This is a genomic window from Methanoregula sp. (genome assembly GCF_041645475.1).
In the GTDB taxonomy this organism is placed as follows: Archaea; Halobacteriota; Methanomicrobia; order Methanomicrobiales; family Methanospirillaceae; genus Methanoregula.
The window spans coordinates 26,459-51,425 of the sequence record NZ_JBAZQA010000003.1 but is presented as its reverse complement, the minus strand read 5'-3'; the positions used below and the strand labels follow the sequence as shown (position 1 = coordinate 51,425).

Genomic DNA, 24,967 nt, shown 5'->3' with positions numbered 1-24,967 from the left:
ATATAATATCCTCCATGATGAGAAAAAGCCGGCGGGATCCTGCGTTATTCCCTCAGATGAGTTTTGGGGTTAGGAATCGGTACTTTTCCGGCACATGGTATTTGGAACCTGTATCTCGAACCGGGCGCCTTTGCCGGGCTCGCCGGTCTCGGTGATGGTAAGTCCCGTGATGAGGAGAACTTCCCGGACAAGGAAAAGTCCAAGGCCGGTATGATTGCCAAATCCTTTCTGGAATATCTTCTCCTTGTATGCATCACTGATACCTTTCCCGTCATCTTCAATGATGATGCGGTACGAGGATTCTTCCGCCTCCCCCCGGACGCATATCTTCCCGACCGTGGAACCGTGCATGATTGCATTCTCAAACAGGTTGTAAAAGACTGTCTTCAACAGGGGATCGGCAAAAACCTCGATATCCATAAGACCCGGGTCGGCGGCAACTATGGAAAAACCATGATTCTTTGCAACGGATGTTACGCAGTCAGAAATATTCTGCCAGAACGGGTGTTGCAGGCCGATGTCCTGGTACTGCTGGGTGAACAGGATCTGGCTCTGGATCGTGTCTCCGGCTTTTATTGCTTTGTCTATCCAGCGTTTCTGGTCGTCATCGCAGACGGTATCTTTTAAGAGGAGGTGATACCCCTGGAGTGCGGTGAGCTGGTTGAGGATATCGTGCCGCGTGATGCTTGAGAGGAGGTTGAGTTTCTGGTTGGATTCGTGAAGCGCGCCTTCCATCCGTTTCCGGTCCGAGATATCCCGGCCAACCGACTGGTATTCGATGAGTCTGCCCTTTGGATCAAAGATAGCCCGGTCCGACCACTGCTGCCACCGGATCTTCCCGTCGGGCATAATAATCCGGTGTTCAATGGTCCGGATGGGATTTTCTGTTGTTACTGAAGAAAAATGGGCGTTAACGGTCTCCCGGTCCTCGCGGGGAATCTTCGGGGCAAAATTATGACCAATAAGATCTTCTTTCCGTTTCCCGAAATACCGGCAGTAGGCATTGTTGACAAACGTCAGCGTTCCGCCAGGAGTAAACCTGCAGATAAACTCGGTCTGGTCTTCGACAACATTCTGGTACCGCTCTTTGGTTTCATGGAGTTCGCGTTCGCTTTTTGTCAGTTCGTCGTAGTTTGACCGTAACTCCTCTTCCGTTGCGGTGAGTTGCTCGTAAGCCGTGTGAAGATCTTCATGGGTTCTTGCCAACTCCTCATCCGCTTCTTTCTGGCGTGTGATGTCCCGGCCAACTGACTGGTATTCGATGAGTTTGCCCTTGGGATCAAAGATAGCCCGGTCTGACCACTGCTGCCACCGGATTTTTCCGTCCGGCATAATAATCCGGTGTTCAAGGGAACCAACCGGGTTTTTCTTAGTCAGGGACCGGATATGCTTTCTCACCAGTTCCCGGTCTTCCCCGGGCATATCGACTTTCTGCTGTTTTTCAAGAGATTCGGCTTTGGTCATGCCGAAATATCTGCAGTAGGCATCGTTGACGAACGTGAGCGTTCCGTCCGGAGCAAACCGGCAGATCAACTCGGTCTGGTCTTCAACAACGCTCTGATACCGCTCTTTGGTTTCATGAAGCTCGCGCTCGCTTTTGGTCAGTTCATCGTAGTTTGACCGTAACTCTTCTTCCGTTGCGGTGAGTTGCTCGTAAGCGGCATGAAGATCTTCATGGGTCCTCGCCAGCTCCTCATCTGCTTCCTTCTGGCGGGTGATATCCCGGCCAACCGACTGGTATTCGATGAGTTTGCCTTTTGGATCGAAGATAGCCCGGTCCGACCACTGCTGCCACCGGATCTTTCCGTCCGGCATGATAATCCGGTGTTCAAGGGAACCAACCGGGTTTTTCTTAGTCAGGGACCGGATATGTTTTCTCACCCTTTCCCGGTCTTCCCGGGGCATATCGACTTTCTGCTGTTTTTCAAGAGATTCGGCTTTGGTCATGCCGAAATACCGGCAGTAGGCATCGTTGACAAAAGTCAGCGTCCCATCCGGAGCAAACCGGCAGATCAACTCGGTCTGGTCTTCGACAACGCTCTGGTACCGCTCTTTGGTTTCATGGAGTTCGCGTTCGCTTTTAGTCAGTTCATCGTAGTTCGACCGTAACTCTTCTTCCGTTGCCGTGAGCTGCTCGTAGGCTGCATAGACCTCTTCGTGTATTCGCTGAACCTCACCTTCCGCCTCTTTCTGGCGGGTTATATCGCGACCTACCGACTGGAACTCAATTACGGTGCCGTTCCTGTCAAGTATCGCCCGGTCACTCCAGTGCTGCCAGCGTATTTTCCCGGACGGCAGAATGATACGATGCTCAATGGAACCGGTTGGATTCTCCTTTGATAAGGAGTTGATATGTTGTCGTACCAAAATACGTTCTTCGGGAGGAATGTTGACAGTGTGCTGTTCTTCAAGGCATGCAGCCCGGCTCAGGCCGAAATAGCGGCAGTAGGCATCATTGACAAAGGTCAGTTTTCCCGCCGGGGTGAACCGGCAGATAAACTCGGTCTGGTCCTCAATAACGCTCTGGTACCGTTCTTTTACCTGGAGAAGTTCCCGCTCGCTGTTGCTCAGTTCCTCGTAATTTGCCCGTAACTCTTCCTCAGTTGCGGTCAGTTGTTCATAGGAGGCATGAAGATCGTCATTCGTACGCCTCAGTTCTTGCTCGGTATTTTTTCGCTGGGTAATATCACGGAGCGCTTCAATTGCCCCGATCATTTTTCCATGCGTGTCATATAATGGGGAGGCAACCAGCCAGACATGTGCTCCTTTCCCCCCATAGAGGCCGGGCATATAGGTCTCAGATATGATCTTCTCGCCTTCGCGATGGATATACGGGTATTGTTTCTCCAGTTTCTTATTCTTGGTGAGGACAAGATCCAGAAGCCTGGTTTTTTTGTCCCCGGTTCCAAAGGGTATCGATTCAGGAGCCGAAGTTCCAAGAACTGCATCCGAGGGGATGCCGGTCATCATCTCTAAGGTCTTGTTCCAGACAATGATTTTCTTGTCGAGGTTGACGGCAAATGTTGCATCGGGCAAAAAATTGATGATATCCACCATGCGCTGTTCCGACTCTTTGAGCCGGTCATGCGTGCGTTTTCTGTCAATGGCATTTTTGATCTTATGCTCAAGCTCGACAAACTGGGATTTGTGTTCTCCGCCTTTCTGGAGGTAAAAGTCTGCACCGCTGTTCAAGGCTTCAATAACGATCTCTTCACGCCCCCGGCCGGTGAAGAGGATGAAGGGGAGATCCATGTTCTGGGAGCGGATAAATTTCAGGAATTCGAGGCCGTCTTTTCCCGGCATCTGGTAGTCGGAGATGATCCCGTCGTAATGATCGGCCTGTAATTTTTCTATGGCATCTTCTACCGATGAAACAATATCTACACTGAGGAGGCCGGATTGCTCAAGGAAGATCTTGCCCAGATCGAGTAACGCGGATTCATCGTCAACATACATTACCTTAAACATACCCTGCCCCCGTTCGTTTGTTAATTAAATTTTTGTTTATGAATAATATATAAACCTGCATCGTCCTTATACCATTTCATTTGATTCATGCAATATTTTTCCCCATTTTAAGTATTTTTATGAACCGGATGAAGTTTTTTTAAGGATTGCTTATCCAGTGCCGTTCATATAATTCGTTGTATCCGATTCCAATACAGGAGAATTGATGGCAGTCAATCCTGTTGTGCCGGCACATCGGAATTGATCTCGCGGAGAAACGGTTCGGCATACCGGGCAAGCTTGAAGCTCCCGACACCCGGAATTGCAGAAAAACTCACGGTATCTGCAGGCCGGATCCGGGCCATAGCGTGAAGCGTTGTATCCGGAAATATCATGTAGGGCGGCACTGCCTTTTCACTGGCAAGAATTTTCCGGAGGGATTTGAGGCGCTGGAACATGGATTCATCATCGGTACCGGGTGTGCAGCGGTCCTGTGCCTGAGCGTTTTTTTGGAGACCGGTTTCCGGGGCCGGCAGCATGACCCGCAGTCGTCCTTTCATCAGCTCAATACCTTTTCCCGTCACCGAAATGACCGGGTACCTGTCACCGGTGCGCGTAAGAAAACCCTGCCGGACCAGCTCGCTTATCCAGATCCGGTATTGATCACGGCAGTACTTCTTTCCGGTTCCAAAGGCCGTAAGGGCAGAGAAATTGTTCTCCAGGACTTTCGCATTTTTTGATCCCCTCAGGATGGCAATAACAATCTCTGTGCCATACGCGGCCGGCAGCTGATGGACGCAGGAGATGATCTTCCGTGCCGCTTCCGAGCAGTCGGCCATGTCCGGCGGATGATCGCAGTTGTCGCAGGACCCGCAGTTCTCCTCAGAAAATGTCTCCCCGAAATATTCCAGTAAAAACCTGCGCCTGCATCCTGTATCCCCGCAGTACGCGATCATGTCCTGTAATTTCTTTGAAGATAAACGGAGGGTGCTCTCGGAGCTGTTGTCATGTTCGAGCATGAAACGGACTCTCGCCACATCCGCCCGGCTGAAGAGGAGGATGCATTCGCTGTATTTCCCGTCACGGCCGGCCCTGCCGGTCTCCTGGTAATACGACTCTACGGTCTTTGGCAGCACGTAGTGGATAACAAAGCGGACATCGGGCTTGTCGATACCCATGCCAAAGGCAACCGTTGCACAGATGACCGTTGCCCGCCCGGCAATGAACGCGTCCTGCACCCGGGCCCTGACCTGGGGCGAGAGCCCGGCATGGTACGCGAGCGCAGGAAAGCCGCGTTTTTTAAGGTCAGCTGCAACTTCTTCTGTCTCTTTCTTGCTTAAGCAGTAGATGATCCCGGACTCCTGCCGGTGCTGGCCAAGGTAATGTGCGAGAAAAATCCCCGGGTTCTTTTTCTCGATAACCCGGTACTGGAGATTCGGGCGGTTGAAACTCCCGATAAATTCCTGAGCGCCGGACAGGCCGAGCTGCTGGCAGATATCGGAGCGGACTTCCGGAATTGCTGTGGCCGTGAGAGCAATGACCGGCACATCCGGGAAATATTTTTTTATCTGCGAGAGCTGCCGGTATTCCGGCCGGAAGTTATGCCCCCATTCTGATATACAGTGGGCTTCATCAATGGCGATAAGCGTGATCCGTGCGCCCTGAAGGAATGAGAGAAACTGGGGCTGCATGCATTTTTCGGGCGAGACAAAGAGAAGCCGGAGGCTCCCGTTCCGGATTGCTGCATCAAGACCGGTTCTTCCCCGGAAGTCGAGTGCGCTCGTATAGGCCGCAGCCGGAATTCCCCGGGCATTCAGGTCGTCCACCTGGTCTTTCATGAGCGAGAGGAGTGGGGAGATGACGAGCGTGAGACCTCCAAGGCAGAGAGCCGGCAGCTGGTAACAGAGGGATTTTCCGCCCCCGGTTGCCATGATGGCGAGCGTATCGTTTCCGTCAAGAACGGACCGGATGATAGCTTCCTGGTGTGGCCGGAAGGAAGAGTAACCCCAGTATTTTTTCAGGAGTTGGGTAGCAGTATCCATTCAGGCCTCAAAAGCATCCGGAACACGGATGAGTGCGATAGTGTTTACCACAACGCTAAAAGAACCCTTTGGGTGCAGCCCGCAAATGAAGAGCCGGCTTTACAGCCCGGCCCACATCCGTCCAACCAGGAATGCTGTGCGGTACTCGGCTTCCGAAAATCCCGGGTTGCGCTCTTCCAGTTTGGCAAGCGCAGCAGCCTGTGCAGATTCCCCGCTGCCATACTGACCGGTAAGGAAATCCGAGCCAATTCCGGAGGCATCGAACGAGAGCCGCCGGACCCGGATGAGGGCCTCATGACAGATGGCAGGAGAGACAGATGGGACTGCATCCTGGATCCGGTTGAGCAGGTCGTTGTCATCCGGCGCCGGGCAGGACGGGGGAGACCGGCCCTGCCGGAAAACCAGCACGAATGCGGCAGAGAGGGCTCTCGCATCCATGACCGGCGGGATCTTTGACATTGTTTCTAGTTCTCCTTTTGCAACCGTTTCAGGACCGGGCTCGTGGAAAGAACCTGCCGGATCGGCTGGACCATATGCTCCTTCATGGTCCGCTCTGCTTCTTTCCGGGCTGCCGGGAAGGAGAGCATCAGTGCGAGAAGAGCGGTCCTGAACCTGCGGCCATACTGGTACTGGGGAAAGTCATAGCCCCCGTTATTCCGGTAATACCGGTCATCTGCCCGGAACACTGCCCGCATGCTGCCCCAGATCTCGTCCCGGAAGATCTTATGGCCGCCGATTGCCGGGAACTGGGACGGGGAAACATATCCCGCATGTGCAGAGCGGATGCAGGTTTCCATCAGGGAATCGATCCGGCTGTCGATAAGACCCGGCTCTTCATCGGTAACAATGCCGGTAAGGTTAGCCCCTTCGCACCCGGCATACGAGGTCATGATTTCCGGCAGGGGCGATGAGCTGGCAAAGGGACCCTGGGCAAGAATTCCTATCTGTTTCCCACTCAATTTCGGGACATGGCCGAGGAAAAAACTCCGGTCAAAGAACTGTTTGAACTGGGAAGAGAAGTACCGGTCTTTCACGGTAGCGGCAAAGATGATGATGTCTGCCGGGAGGACGACTTTTTTCACAAAACCGGTGTACCCGTCTTCATACACGCAAATATTCTCAAAGGCACACCGGCAGCAACCGAGACAGCCGCCTTTCATCTTTGCCTCTTCAAGGGACACAATCGATGCGGACCTCCCGCAGCAGGCAGCGGCCCGCTGTACCATCTTCTCGAGGTTGGAACCCGGTGCTGCATCGGTCAGAATCAGGATCGATTTCCCCCCGGTATCGAAGGGAAGCGGGATTGGCCCGGGGAGATAGTGGGGATCTGCAACCGGGACCGGTGCCGATCGGCGCTGGATTACCGGGTGTTTTGCTGCCGAATCAAAAAGCATTGTCCCGAAGATGACAAGTTCTTCCTGGCGGGATTCTTCCAGAAGGTCATACATCTTAGCCGAGAACGATCCAAGAACCGGCATGCCCAGGTCTTCGGCTATTGACGAGAGGTATGTGTGCGCCGTGTGATCGAAATAATGGATGGAGGTGGTAATCACGGCCGCATATTTCCTGTCAAAGGCAGAGGCAGCATTCCGGGAAAAGACAAGCTCAATGAAGCGCTTGAGCTGCGCCGGGACAAGCATGTAATAGACCGGCGTTGCAAAGAGGATGATCTCGGCCGATGAAACCGATTTGATTACCCGGTCGAACTCACCCTCTTTTGTCTCTATCGCATGGATCTTCTGCCCGATATCCTCAACAACAAAGGTGTGGGAAGGAAATGCAGATTCCAGGAACCGCACGTACTGGATCGTGATGCTGTCCTGGCCCTTCGGGCTCCCGTTCAGTACACAGATTTTCATGGATCTCTCTCTTCCTGCTTCTCCTGCAACAGGTATTAACGTGACGGGATTGTTTTTGCCGGATGGGATATCCGTATCGGTGGGTTACGGGAGGAAGAGTACAGCAAATTGCGGCGCAGATACGGATCGGAATGCCAGTATCTCTTTAATTATCCATAGCTTATGAGAAAAACCGCCCTGCCACCAGATATACATTCCCGCGCCACAATCCGGGATAGATATGGGCTTATTTTCTCCTCAGGGTCCGGTGGTGAACACAAACGGGCACCATTTTGTCCACCACGGAAATTATTCCCGTAATTTGTGGCGAGAATCCAAAACCGGTCAAATTGCGGTGGATTCATTTTTCCCTTTAGCGGTGTTCTGGAAAGCGTGTTTTTTTGGTCGGACTTTGTATCATCGGGTACCTGATCGGGTCCTCATTGGCCAATATGGCCCATAATCCGGATTCGGCATGTGCAGGAAAATTTAGGGTCATTGATCCATTCTCAAATGAGTAACGTACTGAATCCGGCGATTGACTGCAATTTTCTTCGCAGTCAAAGGAATTTTATTAACAGAACAGGGTCCATAGGGATAACTATGACCATGACACTTCGTACCGGTAAAATCCTGCCAGGATTCGTGGGGCTCCTCATCGTACTTGCCGCACTCCTGCTGGTGAGCGGATGCACCCAGACAACAACCCCGACGGCAACAACACCGGGAGTTACGGCAGCACCGATTGCAAACATGACCAACCCGGCATCTTCGGCCTGCGTTTTGGCCGGTGGCAGTGTTGATATCAAGAAAGACGCAACCGGTGGAGAATACGGCATGTGCACGTTTGGCAACGGCACGTCCTGCGAAGAGTGGGCGCTCTTCCGGGGCGAGGGCTGCAAAAGCGGTGTGACGGCGGTTGCAACCACGGCAGCAGAAGGCAAGAAGATGGTGACATTCACAGAAGCCGACAATGGCAAAACTTCAGATATCGCGCAGGGAACACGCTTTGCAGTGCAGCTGAAAGAGAACCCGACCACCGGGTTCATGTGGAACGCAACCGTTTCACCGGGTCTTTCGATCCAGTCCTCGGACTTCAGCCAGAACCCGGCTACACAAGGTATGACGGGCGCCGGTGGCACCCGAACCTGGGTTATTGTGGCAAATGCGATGGGGAGCCAGAAATTCTCTGCAACCTACATGCGGTCCTGGGAGCCGGTGACCGGCAACGAGACGGCATACAGTGTGAACGTCAAGGTTGTCAAGGTATAATCTTCGAACTTCCCGGGAAAATTCCCGGATCTTTTTTTTTAATTTTTTTGACCGGGAACGCGGATGAGCATTTTTCCGGTAAATCCCGGTGGGAGATTTTCTGGTTTTGCCCGGGACCGGTGATTTGCCGGCCCGGATATTTTTTAGATTGTTGATCTTTATCGAATCGTTTACGCGATCACGAACCAGGAGCCGTTACTATGTACTGAGTCTCATCCCCTTTGCAAAAAAATTGGAGCGATGTCCCGATCAAAGAAAAAAATTTGGGGGAATTAATGGACCTTGCCGCGCTCTGTTTTTTTATAATCCGGCCGGGTGGGATCCGGGACCGATTTTCCTCCGGTTTCCTTCTGGATTCATGGATGTAACCACGAGGTTCAATAATTTTATATCCGTTGTTTTATCAACAATTATTATATTAATGATGTCACTCAATTGCAACCGGATTCCCAAACAGGTCCGGCCCGGAAACCGTCCGGGCTGCACGAACTATTCCGCCCGCGTACTCATTGCACCGGGAGGCAGACAATGAGCAGCCGGGGCCCCCGGCCGTACCGGGCGCTTCCCGAAGCCCGGGCCATGGCAACCCTCCGGGGCTGCGTCCAGATGGCGGAGCACGGTCCCGAGAGCCGGTACGATTTTACGATCACCGACACGTTACCGGTTGCGTTCATTGTGATCCGGTTCGCTCCCCGGATCCTTGCATCGCTGCGGGATATCGAGACCGAGTTCCACACGGCAATCCTCCCGCTACGGTCAATCGCAAGCGACGGCTCGGTCTCCCGCGAGCTCTGGCTCCGGTCCAAGCACGGCACCTGGCGGTTCTTCCGGATTATTGGTGAAGGGATTGTCGAGATCGGGAGGGACGGGAAGCCGCTTCCGGAATGATCGGTGAAACGAAAGTGAGGTTGGGGGTTGCAATATTATTCCCGGGATCCGTTCTGCGGAAAAATTTCCGGACCGGCAGATTTGCCACGCATGGATTGGACAATTGAACCGGACTCTTATCCGGCAATTATTTCTGTTGAGGATTCGCGTGCCCGGGAATTCTATGAAGAGATGGGGCGGCCTGAACTATCGCGAGTCTGGAAGATGCAGAAACGATCTAAGAGATACTTTTTGGGCGCACAGATCTTTTAAAGAAGCCGAATATCCCTGAATACCCTATCTCCGTCGGAGAGTATCCCGGTTTTGGGGATAGGAGAATCCGGGCCCGTATCGGGCTCCGATTCCCTCTTTTTCCGGACCGGGAGGTCATATTACGCGAAAAAGAGGGAGAGTAAGGATGATTTTTCAGGGTTTTTACGTCTGAAAATGAGAGGTCATATGTAGCCATATTACAGCGGCAACGGAGGGTCCAATACAGATTGCAGTTCTGGGTGGGGACCGGAGGGGGGATTTTCGGATGGGGGGTTGGGGTGATAAGAGACGAATTTTTCTCGGGTTTTATTTTGATTCTCCACAGTTCCGTTTTGGGTAATCGGTATATCGTAAATTTTGAACACTTCTAGTAAACTCACACAGTTTTGAAAAGATCTTGTCTGGAGACGCGCTTTCAAATCAGCATCATTAATGTCTGGCAAACCCAAATTGATTTTTATAAAATGCCAGAATCAATCACACCAGTTCATCCATTCTCACTGGGCCCCGGCGGCTCTCGGTTTGAGATTTTGATTGTGGTTTTTTATATGAGTGCTATGCTAAAGGGAGAACTTCCATTAGGTTTTGAGAATCGGGGAGCAATATATTCAATTAAGTTACAACAACGAAATCACGACAATCCTGTGGATGATATTGTTATTAAAACTAAAAATGGAACATTATCGATTCAAGTTAAGCATAAAATTCGATTCACCAATAATAAACCCAAACCTAATGTAAAAATACCCGAATTTTATGATGCACTCCATCAATGCTGGGATCTCTTCAATGATAACAAAATTTTCAACAAAGAAAATGATCGTTTTGGGATCGCATTTGATGTATCGAGTTTTGCAAAAAATACAAGAACGGATATTAATGATGCAATCTCGTGGGCTCAAAAAGAGATTAGTGTTGAATCATATCTACACCAATTAAAAAAATTTAAGGAAAAATTCAAGTATTTCACGATTTTTCAAGAATTGCTATCCGACATATCGAAAAAAAATGTGAATGATCAAATAACATGGGATTTCTTACGTCATTTTGCACTTTTACCCTTTGATTTTGGCCAACCATCCAGTCATAGTTACAATGAATTATTGAATAAATTGAATAGCGTAACAGTGGTTTCTTCTGAAGAAAAGGCAATAATTCTTCAATCACGTCTTTACGATATAGCAACGGAATATGCAATATCAGGAGGTGAATTTGATACTTATTCTTTGGAAAAACAGCTTCCTCACGACATTTACTCTTCAAACCTCCGTCAACAAACAACATATGTTCTTCAAAAAAATTTAGCCATTCAACTTGAACAACAAATCTCACGCGAGAAAAAATCAAAAAAATACATTCCAGGTGTATTTGTAGAAGTACCTCAATCAAAAGAAGAACTTCGATACTTTTCTGATCCGGTACTATTTATCCAAAAGATTATTGAAGATTTACAGAAAATCGATACGTATCACTATAATGAAAGCGCGAAAAAAATAGGATTTCCTCAGATTGAAATTTCAATACCAGAAGAATTTCAATTTCCCGAAACTCTTCAAGATACCGTTTGTGCATCTGAATTACTCAAAAAATATGTTTCTGGACTTATTTCATATCTTACGACTATAGATCCTGAAAAAAAGGATTTAATTCAACCACATCTTAATTCAGCCAATACACCTCTCTTTAATGAAATTCAACACTTACTTTGGGGTGGGCATCATCGAATTCTCTGGGATATTCAAACTATTGAACATAATATTGCTCTTCTAACGGCCCAAGTAATAATAATCAAAGGAAAAGCCGCCTCTGGAAAAACAAATTTCGTATGTAATTTTGCAGATACAACGATACGAAGTCGCGAACAAACAACATTTTACATCACTGGTTACGATATATCGAGCGAAGCTAAAACGACCTCATTAAAAAAATTTTTAATAAACCAATTTAATGAAGAATATGATGAGAAAATATCTCGTTTATTGGCGGATCTTGAAAAGATCTGTTCGAAAGAGAAGAAGCCGCTGCTAATAATTATTGATGGAATTAATGAACATTCAGATCTCGTTCAATTTGCAAAACAACTTGAGCAAGTCATAACCGACTTCACTTCTAAATATTATATAAAATTCATTCTGACATGCAGATCGGAGTATTTTGATAAGCGTTTCTCTAATCTGACGTCTGAATTTTTTTTCGACAAGGTTATACTCATCGATAATCTTACGGAAAAAAATGCACCCATTCATAAGGATTTTATGATCGATGCATATTTCCAACATTATAAGATTGAATGCCAAACCAATGAAAATGTGAAAGAAATTTTCGTGAGTAATCCTCTGATATTACGTCTATTTTGTGAGAGTTATGGTACAGAAGATAATGATAAGTGGGTGCCCCTTGCACCATTGAATGATATAAATTTGGAGAAGCTCTTCATAAAATATAATGACCGGATTAGTGATACCTTCGATAAACAGTATCCTAATAGTGAATTCAAGAGAAAATACCGAAAATTGCTTAGTAAAATTGCAGAATATATGCTTAATAAACGAATATATTCGAATGTTTCTTTGGATTTAATTTCGGATGAGTTTTACGAGATTATTTCAATTTTAGTCACCGAAGGGGTAATATTACGTAAAGATTTAACTGACAAGAAATCAGTCATATCTGATAATGAAGTTCTTAATTTTACGTTCGATGAATACCGCGATTTTATTTTAGCTGATTATTTATTGAATAAAATAGCGATTGAAGATTTTAAAAAATTCAAAAGATTATTTTCCAAATCACTATTGCCAGAGTGTCCTGTTGCAGAAGGATTAGGAAAATATTCTTTCTTAAAAATGCGTCGAGATAATAATCAAAAGTGTCTAGATTATCTAAAAACCCTTGATAAATACGATGAAATCTTTTTAAAAAATATTTTCTCTATAGAAGAATCTTCAATTGATCATACCGATATTAAAGAAATTGAACGGCTTTTCTTTAAGGATAGTCACTGTGCCGAGATTATTTATTATGCTGTTCTTAATAGACGGAACAAAATTGACTTCCCAAATTTGAATATATGGATCTTTTTAGATTTAACTGCAAAACTTACCGAACGCGACTATCAGCGTTTAATCAAACCTATTTTTTCATCACACTTTGATATGATGGAGTATACCTGCAAGGACATTAAAAAAATAATTGATAGATATGCAATTGATACAATCGATTTGCGGTTAGATATTTCATTAATTGAACTGTTGATATGTATATCCCCAGTTCCAACTATCCAATCACGCTTTTACCCCAAAATGGAACCTTTTGAATTGTTTTTTGCAATCGCTGAAAAACACCCAAAATTGGCAACATCGACATTAATAAAATATTTAGAGAATTCAGATTCATATGTTGCACAAAATGTTTGGAGAAAAATTACCCTTTCAAATTCGGAAATTTTCCTAGTTGAAGGTATTTATGATGTTGCAAAAAAAATTCGTAATCTCTCATCAATAAACTCAATACCTAGTTTTTGTATGTCATTAGACAATTTCATATCCATTTATCAGTCTCAAAAATCTGTGCGGAGAACGGGAAATGGTTGAAAAAATTGTGATTAATAAACAGAAGAATGATTATTACACAATTTGTGATGCCAGAGATGGTTTTTTAATTTGTCTTCCAACAGACTGCTCTATCAGTGATTTTTTCACCGCTGCAAAGGTCGCTGATAATTCATATGGTTCGATTGTGATATCGAGGTTATATCACGGGTTAATGAGTACATCACAAAACGTCATAGAGGAATACAAGAAATACTATTCAAAAGAATACGAAAGTCTCTCTATTTTTTTGTTTTGGAAATATTGCGTCCCGATGGAAACTTCCGAGAAAATCATATCGCAATTACATCAGAATGAATCGCTTTTTTATGGAAAATTTTCATCCGGATGTTCGTCAACAGCTAGAGCCTTTATTGAAAATGAGATTATGCTGAAATCGTTTAATAAAATTATAAATGAAATCCGGGAGTGTTATCATGAAACTAAGAAGTGACTTTGTTACTAACAGTTCTTCAACATCCTTTATCATAATTTCAAAAGGAAAATTTACTAAGACCCATTTTTTCGCTCTCGCGGGTATACAAAAGGACTCTCCTTTGACACCGGTCTTTGAAAAATTGTTTTTACTATTTGAAGAAAAAATGGAGCCATTAAATGATCCAAAAGAATATATTAGCAATCCCGATCTGCGCTTATTGATAAAAGATAGTTTAGAAGAGGGAAAATCGGTATATTGTGGTCGATTATCAAGCGAGGATGATTTATTGGAGGCCTATTTCTGTACGGACTCCTTTGAAATGAAAAATGATACATTGTATATTAATTGTGTAAATTGTGCTTGGTGATGACCATTCTCATCCATAAACAATTTCCAAAACAACATTATTCCACCCTTTTTAATCCTAAAACTGGCTTCTTTTTACGAATCGAGGATCCAGGTTTCCTATCACCTTATTGGTCTGAATGTGGGCCGGAATTATTAGACATTTCAATCACACGATGGTGTGACAAAGGATGTCTGCGATGTTATCGTGAATCAAATACTGCCGGTAAACATATGTCAATTCAGGATTACCGATATCTTTTAGATCAAATCAAAAAACTGCCAGTAAATCAAATTGCACTTGGGGGTGGGAATCCAAATCAACATCCCAATTTTTGTGAAATTTTAGAGGTAACACGACAGGAATATGGGATTGTCCCATCCTATACGTCAAACGGTAGAGGATTAACTCAAGAAGCACTTGAATCCTCAAAGAAATATTGTGGGGCTGTTGCAATTAGTGCTTATCCCCCATATGACGATCTCACAAACGCAATTCAAAAACTTACATCCATTGAAATAAAGACGAATATCCATTTTGTTTTAGACAAAGATAGTATTTTAACCGCGATAAGCTGGTTAAAAGATCCTCCGGCGTTTTTATCAAAAGTGAATGCAATTATTTTTCTTAATTATAAGCCACTTGGACGACTTGAAAAAAGTGTAGGTATTTTGAAGGAAAGTGATCAGTTAATTCCTTTTTTTAATGAAATTCAGAAAAACCATCCTTTCAAAATAGGTTTTGATAGTTGCTGTGTTTCTGGTTTAGCCACATTCACAGATACTCCCCCTCTTTTCTTTGATGGATGTGATGCAGGACGGTTCTCAATGTTCATATCTGAAGATTTGAATGCCTATCCTTGTTCTTTCATGGTTCATCGAAATCGAGGGTATAATTTAAAAAAACACCAATTAATTGATGTTTGGAGAGAGAGTGCCGAATTTAAAAAAATACGAGACCGGTGCTTGAATGAAAAATGCAAAAATTGTCAAAAAAAAGAAATCTGCTTAGGTGGTTGTCCCAATTGGAATTCAATAAATTTATGCTAGTATGTGAATCTCACTCTAATAGTTCTGAATTGATCAATCCATCCAATTAATCGGTGATCCACGCGGATCAATATCATCCTTATGCGGATCAGCAACAGAATCAGCGCTGATCAGTGTATCATCCGACCTGATCAGCACCCTGATCCCACTGATCAAACCGTGTCATCACTTGTTTTGAAGGTAAAACGGCTTATCACCATCCGCCTGCTGGTTTAAATGATGCAACGTGCCCGTTGAAAATCTGCATCGCATCCATTCGGTGTATGGTATGCTCAATATCTTTTTCCGGATCTCATCCGCATCCTTACAGTTGATCTCATAATCCGATTCGCGACTCCACCCCGCCTCAGGGCCTCTCCTAGGCACGGCGGGACCATGCGGTTATAATATCCACACCTTGATCTTCCCGCCCGGAATTCTATCAAGAGAGAGGTCGGCCAGAACTATCGCGAGTCCGGATCATAAAAGAAACAATTCCAGGACAACTCTTTGAGTGCACAGATCTTTTGAAAAAGCCAAATATCCCCACATGCCCCACACAGTCTGAGAGAATCCTGGATTTGGGGATAGGCGAATCCGGTCCCGTATCGGGCTCCGATTTCCCCTATTTCCGGACCGGGAGGTCATATTACGCGAAAAAGAGGGAGAGTAAGGATGATTTTTCAGGATTTTTACGTCTGTAAATGAGAGGTCATATGTAGCCATATTACAGCGGCAACGGAGGGCCCGATACAGATTGCAGTTCCGGGTAGGGACCGGAGCGGGGTTTTCTCCGGCCGGGCATGAGGGCTCAAGCCCCCATCATAGTGTCCGAAAATAGTGTCCGGAAAAAAAATTCTGGTCTACCGGAAATAATCCACGATATTCCGGAAGAGCTGCATATTACACGATTCATGGGGAATGGAAATTCCCTGTCGTCTCATCTGTTCCTTCCTGAGCGGCCAGTCATAGAGATTCACGAACTCCATGGCCCGCTCGGGATGCGGCATTAAGCCCAGCACCTTGCCATCGGCTGAGGTGATGCCGGCAATGTCGCCAACCGACCCGTTGGGATTGAACGGGTACTCGCCATCGGCCGGGCTCAGGTCGTCCCGGCAGTACGTGAACGCGATCATTCCCTGGCGTTTCAATTTCGTTAGGGTCTCCTTCGAGCAGGAAAAGTTTCCCTCGCCATGGGCAACCGGGCAGTAAATCCGCTCGATTCCTTTTGTCCAGAGATTCTCTGCTGCCGGTTTTAACGTCACGAACCGGCACTCCAGCACGCCTTTCCGGTTGGGCATGAGAGCGATCTCCCGCTTGTACTCTTTGTTGAATGCCGGGACAAGCCCGAGATTCGCGAGGATCTGGAACCCGTTGCAGATCCCAAGAACAAGATTGTCGCCATCCAGGAACTGCTCGACGTCCTTCATGAGATTGTTCCGGACCCGGTTGGCATACGCGTTGCCGGCACCGGTGTCGTCCCCGTAGGAGAATCCTCCCGGGAAGACCAGCAGCCGGTAATCTTCCATAGCGTTCCTGCCGTCAATCAGGTCGTTGATGTGAACAATGTCGGAGTTCATGCCGGCCCGGGAGAGCGCTTCGGCCGTCTCCATCTCGGAGTTGATCCCAAAGCCGCTCAGGATAAGGGCTTTATCGGAAATGTGTTCAATAGCCGTACTCTTTTTCCCGGGAGTTCCCGGCAGGGTTTTCCGGTGCAGGGCGGGTGTCATCAGTATCCTCCGAACGGGGCTTTGTACGCCGATTCCAGATCTTTTACCGGCAGGTCGAGCAGGAGATTGTCTCCGGTTATCCGGAAGGATCCGCTCGTTACCCTCCCGATGAGGATTGCTTCTTGTCCCAGTGCCTGTTCGAATGCCCGCTTGTGATCCGGGGCAATGGTTACCACGAACCGGCCAAGCGACTCCGAGAAGAGGAAGAAGTCGGGGCGCACTCCTTTGGGGAGCGTGATATCCATTCCCAGCCGGCCGGCAATCGCAACCCGGGCAAGAGCTATTGCAAGCCCGCCATGGGAGACCGGGTACGCCGAGACAACGAGCTCATGGGAGATGGCATCGGTCATCTTCTGGTAACAGGCTTTTGCCCGGGCTGCATCCAGCACCGGCACGAAATTTCCTGTGCTGCCCAGGTGGGCAAAGTATTCCGATCCGCCCAGCTCTTCGCTGGTCTCGCCAACAACATAGACAAGGTCCCCGGCAACTTTGGCATCCAGGGAAACGGCTTTCGTCACATCCGGGTGGATGCCAATCGATGAGATGAGGAGGGTCGGGGGAATGGAAATCTTGACCTTGTTGTTCTCTGCGTCATAGCCGGAGAAGTCATTGAACATGCTGTCCTTACCGGAGATGAATGGGGTGCCAAAGGCAGTTGAGAAGTCGTAACACCCTTGTGCCGCCAGCTTCAGCTGACCGAGACGTTCGGGCTCATCGGATGAACACCAGCAGAAGTTATCGAGAATTGCGATCGCATCCAGCGGGATACCGGTGGCGATAAGGCCGCGGATGGCGGTATCGATCCCGGCCCCGGCCATGAGATAGGGATCGATCTCCGCGTACGAGGGAAAGAGTCCCTGTGAGAGTCCGACACCCCGTTTGGAACCAGGCAGAACTTTTGTTAAGGACGCAACCGACTGCACCCGCCCGGTTCCCTGCACCGGCCCGAGGACATGGCCGCCCTGCACCGTATGATCGTACTGGATGGAGATGAACTCGTGGGAGCAGAGGTTCTTCCGCTTCAGCATGGCGAGCAGGGTTGTATCGAGCCGCCCGGGACAGGGCGAAGTGGGTTCCGCAAATGTCTTTTTTGTATACGTGGTCTTTAAGAGTTTTTTGGGCAGGCCGTCATGCAGGAAATCCAGGCTGATGTCCATGACGGTCTTGTTGTCGTAATCAACAATGCACCGGCCCGAATCGGTAAATGTGCCGATAACCGTTGCCTCGACATCCCTCCGCTGCATCAGTTCCATGAATGCATCCAGGTTTTCTTGGGGAATCGCGAGCGTCATACGCTCCTGCGACTCGGAGATCCAGATCTCCCACGGGGCCATGCCGGGATATTTCAGGGGGACATTATCGAGCGTGACCGTGCAGCCGCCACACTCTTTTGCCATCTCGGCAACGGAACAGGAGATTCCTCCGGCGCCGTTGTCCGTTATGCTCCGGTACAGGCCAAGGTCCCGCGCTTCCTTGACAATGACATCGGAAAATTTTTTCTGGGTGATTGGATCGCCGATCTGGACTGCGGTGACCGGGCTTGCCGGGTCAAGGGCTTCTGAGGAGAACGTTGCCCCGTGAATGCCGTCTTTTCCCACCCGGCCGCCGACAACAACGATAAGGTCGCCCGGCTCGGCCTTCTTTTCCGAGAGGCTCCTTCCGGCATGTTCGCGGGGGATGAGACCAACGGTTCCGGCAAAGACGAGCGGTTTTCCGCAATACCTGCGGTCAAACCAGCACCATCCCTGGGGGGTGGCGATCCCCGAGCAGTTCCCGCCAACGCCAACACCGTGCACAACGCCATCAAGGATCCTCCGCGGAGGAAGGATCGGGTTGGTCTTATCCCTGCCACGGTACAGGCCGGTCTCTTCATCCAGATCGCCAACGCAGTAGCCGTACACATTGATGCACGGTTTTGCGCCAAGGCCAAAACCGATCGTATCCCGGTTGACCCCGACAATGCCGGTAAGCGCACCGCCAAAGGGATCCAGGGCTGATGGCGAGTTGTGGGTCTCGACCTTATGGGTGACAAGCCAGGTATCATCGAATACGATCGCGCCGGAATTATCGGAAAAGACCGAGACGCAGATATCTTTCTCTCCTTTCTCTTCGCGGATCTTGTTCGTTGCGCCCTGGATATAGGTTTTATACAGGCCCTTTGGAACATCGTCATCCATGGCAGAGGCGAAGATCGTATGCTTGCAGTGCTCGCTCCAGGTCTGGGCCAGGGCTTCGAGTTCGAGATCGGTCGGCTTCCGTTTAAGCCCGTGGAAATAATCCCGGATTGCCTGGAGCTGCGCAAGGTCGAGGGCCAGGGGACCGCGGCGGAGCCCGGTCCGTGGGTCGGCTATGCCTTCCTTGCCTAACCGGATAAGATCGGGATCGGGGATGTCCAGATCAACCGGATCCGCTGCTGACCGCTCGTGGAGTTCAACGTACGGAACAATCCGGTCCATACCTTTTGTTCCGTATTCCTTCCGGGTCTTTACCTGGATCCGGTTGACGAGCGGGTTTGCAAGTGCTGAGGCAAGGTCGCGGACCGATGCTTCCGGAAGGTTCCCGCGGACAAAGAAGAGCTGGGAACTGTATACGGCTTCACCGGGTGAGAACCGGAATGCAAAGTAATCCTCAATAGTCTGCCGTGCCGTTGTACCAACATTATCGGTGACACCCGGGAGAAAACCTATCTCGATTGCCTGATCAAAGATCGCATCGGTCGGGGAATCGACCGTGAACTCCTGCACAACCGGGTTGATGAGCTGGGCGCCGGTCTCCTCAAGTTCTTCCACTGAGAAATCCCGGGAGATCGTGGAGATTGTATACACTTCGACAAGGTGCAGTTCCTCAATCAAAAAACCAAGCGAGCGGATACGGTCTGTCCGGACTTTCAGCCGGGGATCGGTCTTGTAGCGGACTTCAATCCGGTGGACATAAGCCATAATTACCTGCAGATCAGTTGATCGCGAAGTACAAAATAGATATGGTAAAGGACAGGAAAGAGATGCGTGCCGGTATAATTCCTAAAGGCGAAAATCCCCCGCTGTTTTCCTGTATATTTCCCCCTGTTTCCGAGACATATCACGGATTTACCGGGACGGATGGCATTTTTTCCGGTCAGTCCTGTGTGCGATTCTCCAAAAAATCGCAGGAATTGCATTTGCGGGGATTCCACAGGTCCCCGTATGGCACATTGTCACCGCCCGCGTTCGCATAATTATGGGGCATCCGGAAAAGGATATGCCATTGAGGATGCTGTATAAGAGGTTTTTTACAGATCTCTTTTCGGGAATCATTCCGTAACAATCAAAGAGTAAACCGGACAATCAGGTAAAGAGGTTCCCCATCTATGGAGCGCACACAGAGTTGCCCGTTCTGTTCACCACATACGGATGAGATCATTGCCAGAAACGCGCTCTGTTATGCGCTGTGGGATATGTTCCCGGTCACCAAAGGCCACCTGCTCATAATCCCGTTCCGCCACACTCTGGATTATTTTTCCTTAACTGCGGAAGAGAAACATGCCATGACCGGGCTGGTCGATGATTGCCGGAAGATTCTGGAAGATAATTTTGATCCGGATGGTTACAATCTCGGCTATAATATCGGGGAAGCTGCCGGGCAGACCGTGATGCACTGTCACTGCCACCTTATCCCCCGGTATTTCGGAGATACCGACAATCCCCGGGGGGGTGTCCGGCGGGTTGTTGCCGGCAAATATTACCGGGATCCCCGGTGCAGGCCCCCCGTTTCTCCTCCCGCTCTGCACCAGGATTGACTCAGCCGGCTTGGACCAGAGTATTTATACAAAATCCTGTTTTAACGTATAGTGGAGTACATGACCCGGAAATGTGGGAAATGCGGCATACCCGCTCCTGACGATGAAGCTGTTTTCTGCAACCGTTGCGGTTCGGGAATTATCGATGAGCCGGAGCCAGGTTTTCCGGTCTGCCCTTCCTGCGGCAAGGTAGTTTCCGATGAGCTTGCAGAGTTCTGCAACCGCTGCGGTTCACGGATACCAAAGGAACTGGTCTGCCCCGGGTGCGGCAATCCTGCCGTTGAAAACGAATCGCAGTTCTGCACCCGGTGCGGCACACCATTTTCACCGGATACCGAACCCGTCGTTATCCCTGTCAGGAAAAAAGCCGCGCACGTAAAAGAGAGTACCATTTCCGTGGTGGTATCGCCCCGGAAACCCCCCGCTCCAAAACTGCCAAAACAGGAACCCGTACCGGAATGGGATCCCTTCACGGATGATGGTCACCCGGGCAACCTCCCGGACGATCTCCCGGTCATGCCCGCTCATTCGTCACAGAAGAAGTATGCCCATCTTCCTCTGGTTGCCGATGAGCTGGCAAAACCCGCCCGGCATTCAGACCAGCAGATTACGGTTGCGGGCTCCTCAAAAAAATACGCCCACCTGCCCCTGATTGCTGAAGAACTCAAATACAAGAATTCGCCGCCACCGGAGTATGATGATCCCGGTATTCCCGAGCCGTCCGGAAAAGGGCGCAAACCTCCCCAGAAAAAGGGGATGCTCGGGCTCTTTAAAAAATAATTTTCCCGTTTTGCAGATTTCACAACCTGCATACAAATCTGTTTTTTCAGGATCCGCACAGTTCACGAGCCCAACCCGATCTCCAATCTGCCTTTCTTAGTCATGCGGGCAGAGTGCCGGAGGATTCCGGAAATTTTTTTTACCGGAGCATTTCTCTAAAGCAGATACCCGGGTTGTTACCTGACGGTTCATGGCAATGTAATGCAGATTTCAGGATAGGAATGGGTCTAAAAAAAAATTTGAAATTGGCTCACGGTATCACAGGATTGTTTGGGGCGCGGAACTTTCAGAAGGAATGGTTTTTAGGGAAATATCTTTTCGTTCCCTATCCCGTCAGATTCTCCAGGGTTGATTCTTCACTCCTTTGAGAATTTGCAGGAGGATAACGGATAAAAAAATTATTTTCTCCGGGCTGCACAGACAAAAACGGCACCCGTAAGAGCTCCGAATACCAGGAGGATACTTGCCGGTGATTTCTGGGTCGGGGTTGGGAGTGCTTCCCCAAGACTGATGCTGACCGGGGTTGTCTGGCCACCGGTTACTGAAACTGTCTGCACGGCATCATTATACCCGCTCTGTTTCAGGGAAAGGACATGGGATCCCTGCGGGATGTCATTCAGCGTTGCGGGTGTGATTCCCCGGAATACATTATCAAGGAATATATTTGCACCCGGCGGAGTGGAAACGATCTGGATCTGGCCGGTGGTATCTGCAACCGGCCCGGGGGATACCGGGGTCAGCTGCGCGTTGATGGTCACGATTTTACCGCCGGTGACAAAGACCGTTTGGGTATAGTCCTGGTAATCCGCAAGGCGTATGGTTATCGTGTGGGCACCCTGGATAAGACTCGTCAGGTCCAGGTAATTGTTCGGCTGGGTCGGCCCTACATAGGTACCGTCAAGGAAAACGGATGCACCGGACGGTGCGGATGCAACTTCCATGGAACCCACGGTCGGGGGAAGACTGCCGAGCGTGACCGAGAGCGGGGTCCGCTGTCCGGCAACAACCCGGACGGTTGTGATGAATTCATCATACCCTGCCTTCTGGAGCCGGATTGTATGAGTGCCCGGGGTGAGCCCGGGAATTACGGACGGGGTGAAAGACATGTACTGTCCGTCAACGTAGATGTCGGCTCCCTCCGGGGAGGTGCTTACCGAAACCGAGCCGGTGGACGAGGATGGGCTGATCGGTATAAGCTGCGCATTGACCGTTGCCGTTGTTCCGCTCGCAACCCAGACCGTGCTCACGTACGGCTGGTAGTTGCTGGTAATAACCTGGATCGTGTGGGTGGTCCCGGCCGTTACTGAGTTGAATGTTGCCGGGGAATAGAGCTGGGTTGTCCCGTCAAGAGTGACAACCGCGCCACTGGGGTTGGTGTTCACTGCGATTGCACCAACGGACGTGGACGGGTTTAAGGTTGCATAGAACGTGACGGTCTGCCCGTTTGTCGGCCAGGACGTTACCTGGCCGGTGTAAATATCATATCCGGGCTTCTGTACCGTGAAGGTTTTGAACGGGGTCGATGTTGTCCCGACTTCCGTACTGCACGAACCACTGGCAATCGTGCAGCCGGAGGAGAGCTGGTCGAACGAGACCGTTGCCCCATCCACGTTGCAGTTCACCTGTATCCAGCCTTTTCCGCTGCCTATGGGGACCTGTGTGGTAATTACCGGTGTTGGTGTCTTTGAGGGCTCGGGCATTGGAATAAGTTTGAGCGTGGCATCCACGGAACTGTGTTCGAGCGGGCTGAGCCGGATCGTTGTCTCGTATGGCTCGTAGCCGGAAAGCGTCACTTTCACCGTGTGGTCTTTTCCCGCTGCCAGTTCAACCGCTGAAACCGGAGTTGTTCCCTGGGAAGCTCCGTCAACCGTGACCGCTGCACCCGATGGCGTGGAGATGATAGTAATCCAGCCGATCTGTGGTTCAATCGGCCCAAGTGAAGGCTCTTTTGTCGGTACGAGTGTGGGCTCTTTTGTCGGTTCTTTTGTTGGAACTATCGTTGGTTCTTTGGTAGGTTCTTTTGTCGGCACCAGCGTAAGTTCCGTTGTCACTTCGCGGATGGGCTCTTTTGTCGGGAGTACCGTAGCCGTTGTCTCATGGGTAACACCGGAAAGAATGGCCGGTGCTGTGCTGAGGGGCGATGCACTATTTTCTTCAGCTGCTGCCATGACCGGCATGGATGCAAGAAGAAGGAATAAGAGGACCCCAAAAAACAATACAGTGATTTTCATGATATTTACCTATATTGAGTCAATATTCCCATTCCTGCTATCTGAAATTTTTGATTTGAAGAAACCGGCCCGGGCCGGCCGGGTTCACACAGAAAAAAATGCCGGGAATTGATCTGTTGAACCGCACATGAACCCGGCAGGTCTGAACCCGTAATGTAAACCCGGGTTTTTTAAGAATACCAGAATATGTAGAGAAACAATTGACTGGGAAAAACCGTTCAGGAAAGATTCATGATGAATAATGAGTGGGAGGAGTAAGCCTCCTTCTGTTCTAGCGGCATTCAGCTCTGCGCCAAACCCGGACGGATACCGAGCGCTCCGTATGTCCTGTTCTGGCTTGCACCCGCAGGGATTCGCCGTTTCATCGTATCCTGTTCGTTAACGCTCAGCGGGTTACTTGCATGGAGACCATGCTTCTTGCCGTTGCCGGCTCAACCGCATCATGACTGATAACAGGCCGTGTCGTTTCTGTGCCATAGCCGTGACTCTCGCCACCCGTACTTGTGTACGGCTGCGTGCCCGGTGGGTGGGGGGACTTTCCTCAGCAACACTTAAGTTGCCGTCGGCCGCTCTCTCCCTCTCCTGTACCTAATGGATGGCGAATCAGATAAGCCCAGCGCCCGGAACAATCACCCTGGTTTTGTTCGATAGATTGTTATTCCTGCTGCACAATAGTCAGTCACAATGGGGATGGAGATATGCAACTGCTCACCGTAGAAGAAGGAGACCTGGCGCTCCGCATTGCCCGCGGAACCATTGAGTATGCCACTGCAAAAAAACCAAAACCTGAGCTGCCCACAACCGCGGTCTTCCGGCAAAAGCGCGGCGTTTTTGTAACTATCAGCAAAGATGGCGAGCTTCGCGGATGTATCGGCCTTCCGTACCCGGTCATGCCGCTTGGCGAAGCTCTCGAACATGCAGCAAAAGCTGCAGCACTCGAAGATCCCCGGTTTCCCCCGATAAAAAAAGACGAACTGGGAACAATTTCCGTTGAAGTTACCATCCTTACGGTCCCGGTTCCCCTTGCCGGGAAACCCGATGAGCGGGTCCGGCAGGTTGAGATCGGGAAACACGGGCTCATTGTAAGAGGTATGGGGACGAGCGGTCTTCTCCTTCCGCAGGTTGCTACCGAGTACGGGTGGGATGCAGAAACCTTCCTTGATCATACGTGCCGGAAAGCGGGACTTCCTGGCCGGTGCTGGACATCTTCTGACGTTGAATTCCTCACGTTTGAAGGACAGATCTTTTCCGAGAAGACCGCAAGGGGAACCGTTTAACCTTTCAGCAGCTGATATAAACGGACAAAACG

Annotated in this window: 16 protein-coding genes and 1 other RNA gene; 9 read left to right on the top strand and 8 right to left on the bottom strand. The window is 49.3% G+C overall.

Translation table 11 applies throughout. The features are described 5' to 3' along the window. Window positions 1–69: 69 nt before the first annotated feature. The 4 genes from WC598_RS03645 to WC598_RS03630 form a co-directional block, all read right to left on the bottom strand. Window positions 70–3,468 carry a PAS domain S-box protein gene (locus tag WC598_RS03645; RefSeq protein WP_372960115.1) on the bottom strand — a complete coding sequence of 1,133 codons (3,399 nt, stop codon included), beginning with the start codon at window positions 3,466–3,468 and terminating at the stop codon, window positions 70–72. A gap of 212 nt (window positions 3,469–3,680) precedes the next feature. Continuing rightward, window positions 3,681–5,489, bottom strand: coding sequence for a DNA helicase RecQ (gene recQ, locus WC598_RS03640; protein ID WP_372960114.1), 1,809 nt, complete (start codon window positions 5,487–5,489; stop codon window positions 3,681–3,683). Between the two features lie 99 nt (window positions 5,490–5,588). After that, window positions 5,589–5,948, bottom strand: a complete 360-nt coding sequence (locus WC598_RS03635) for a hypothetical protein (RefSeq protein WP_372960113.1) — start codon at window positions 5,946–5,948, stop codon at window positions 5,589–5,591. Window positions 5,949–5,953: 5 nt separating this feature from the next. Then, complete coding sequence (locus tag WC598_RS03630; protein ID WP_372960112.1) at window positions 5,954–7,348, bottom strand: NAD(P)H-dependent oxidoreductase; 1,395 nt, start codon at window positions 7,346–7,348, stop codon at window positions 5,954–5,956. Window positions 7,349–7,936: 588 nt separating this feature from the next. Here WC598_RS03630 and WC598_RS03625 point away from each other — a divergent pair. The 6 genes from WC598_RS03625 to WC598_RS03600 all read left to right on the top strand — a co-directional run bounded on the left by WC598_RS03625 (window position 7,937) and on the right by WC598_RS03600 (window position 15,163). Beyond that, window positions 7,937–8,599, top strand: coding sequence for a protease inhibitor I42 family protein (locus WC598_RS03625; RefSeq protein ID WP_372960111.1), 663 nt, complete (start codon window positions 7,937–7,939; stop codon window positions 8,597–8,599). Window positions 8,600–9,127: 528 nt separating this feature from the next. After that, the gene (locus WC598_RS03620) at window positions 9,128–9,487 is read left to right on the top strand and encodes a hypothetical protein (protein WP_372960110.1); all 360 of its coding nucleotides are present in this window, start codon (window positions 9,128–9,130) and stop codon (window positions 9,485–9,487) included. Window positions 9,488–10,203: 716 nt separating this feature from the next. Continuing rightward, on the top strand, window positions 10,204–13,332 hold the full coding sequence (locus WC598_RS03615) for an NACHT domain-containing NTPase (RefSeq protein WP_372960109.1): 3,129 nt from the start codon (window positions 10,204–10,206) through the stop codon (window positions 13,330–13,332). Beyond that, entirely contained in the window at window positions 13,325–13,783 is a 459-nt protein-coding gene (locus tag WC598_RS03610; protein WP_372960108.1) for a hypothetical protein, read from the top strand. Before WC598_RS03615 ends, WC598_RS03610 begins: the two co-directional genes overlap by 8 nt. Beyond that, complete coding sequence (locus WC598_RS03605) at window positions 13,767–14,135, top strand: hypothetical protein (RefSeq protein WP_372960107.1); 369 nt, start codon at window positions 13,767–13,769, stop codon at window positions 14,133–14,135. Before WC598_RS03610 ends, WC598_RS03605 begins: the two co-directional genes overlap by 17 nt. After that, window positions 14,135–15,163: a radical SAM/SPASM domain-containing protein gene (locus WC598_RS03600; protein WP_372960106.1), complete on the top strand. Its 1,029-nt coding sequence runs from the start codon at window positions 14,135–14,137 to the stop codon at window positions 15,161–15,163. Before WC598_RS03605 ends, WC598_RS03600 begins: the two co-directional genes overlap by 1 nt. 842 nt (window positions 15,164–16,005) lie before the next feature. On the opposite strand, the gene WC598_RS03595 is transcribed toward WC598_RS03600, so the two are convergent. Together WC598_RS03595 and WC598_RS03590 are read right to left on the bottom strand one after the other, a co-directional pair. Beyond that, window positions 16,006–16,872: a phosphoribosylformylglycinamidine synthase subunit PurQ gene (locus WC598_RS03595; protein WP_372960105.1), complete on the bottom strand. Its 867-nt coding sequence runs from the start codon at window positions 16,870–16,872 to the stop codon at window positions 16,006–16,008. Further along, window positions 16,872–19,811 (bottom strand): AIR synthase-related protein, encoded by a 2,940-nt coding sequence (locus WC598_RS03590; protein ID WP_372960104.1) that lies wholly within the window; start codon window positions 19,809–19,811, stop codon window positions 16,872–16,874. The genes WC598_RS03595 and WC598_RS03590 overlap by 1 nt, the downstream gene beginning before the upstream one ends. A gap of 407 nt (window positions 19,812–20,218) precedes the next feature. Here WC598_RS03590 and WC598_RS03585 point away from each other — a divergent pair, with 407 nt between their 5' ends. Together WC598_RS03585 and WC598_RS03580 are read left to right on the top strand one after the other, a co-directional pair. Further along, window positions 20,219–20,647 carry an HIT family protein gene (locus tag WC598_RS03585; RefSeq protein WP_372960103.1) on the top strand — a complete coding sequence of 143 codons (429 nt, stop codon included), beginning with the start codon at window positions 20,219–20,221 and terminating at the stop codon, window positions 20,645–20,647. Window positions 20,648–20,707: 60 nt separating this feature from the next. After that, entirely contained in the window at window positions 20,708–21,427 is a 720-nt protein-coding gene (locus WC598_RS03580) for a zinc ribbon domain-containing protein (RefSeq protein ID WP_372960102.1), read from the top strand. A gap of 398 nt (window positions 21,428–21,825) precedes the next feature. On the opposite strand, the gene WC598_RS03575 is transcribed toward WC598_RS03580, so the two are convergent. Both WC598_RS03575 and rnpB read right to left on the bottom strand, forming a co-directional pair. After that, window positions 21,826–23,658: a PEGA domain-containing protein gene (locus tag WC598_RS03575; protein ID WP_372960101.1), complete on the bottom strand. Its 1,833-nt coding sequence runs from the start codon at window positions 23,656–23,658 to the stop codon at window positions 21,826–21,828. Between the two features lie 243 nt (window positions 23,659–23,901). Continuing rightward, window positions 23,902–24,240, bottom strand: an RNA gene (rnpB, locus tag WC598_RS03570) — RNase P RNA component. Window positions 24,241–24,356: 116 nt separating this feature from the next. Between rnpB and WC598_RS03565 the strand changes: the two genes are divergently transcribed. After that, window positions 24,357–24,935 carry a TIGR00296 family protein gene (locus tag WC598_RS03565; protein WP_372960100.1) on the top strand — a complete coding sequence of 193 codons (579 nt, stop codon included), beginning with the start codon at window positions 24,357–24,359 and terminating at the stop codon, window positions 24,933–24,935. Window positions 24,936–24,967 lie beyond the last annotated feature (32 nt).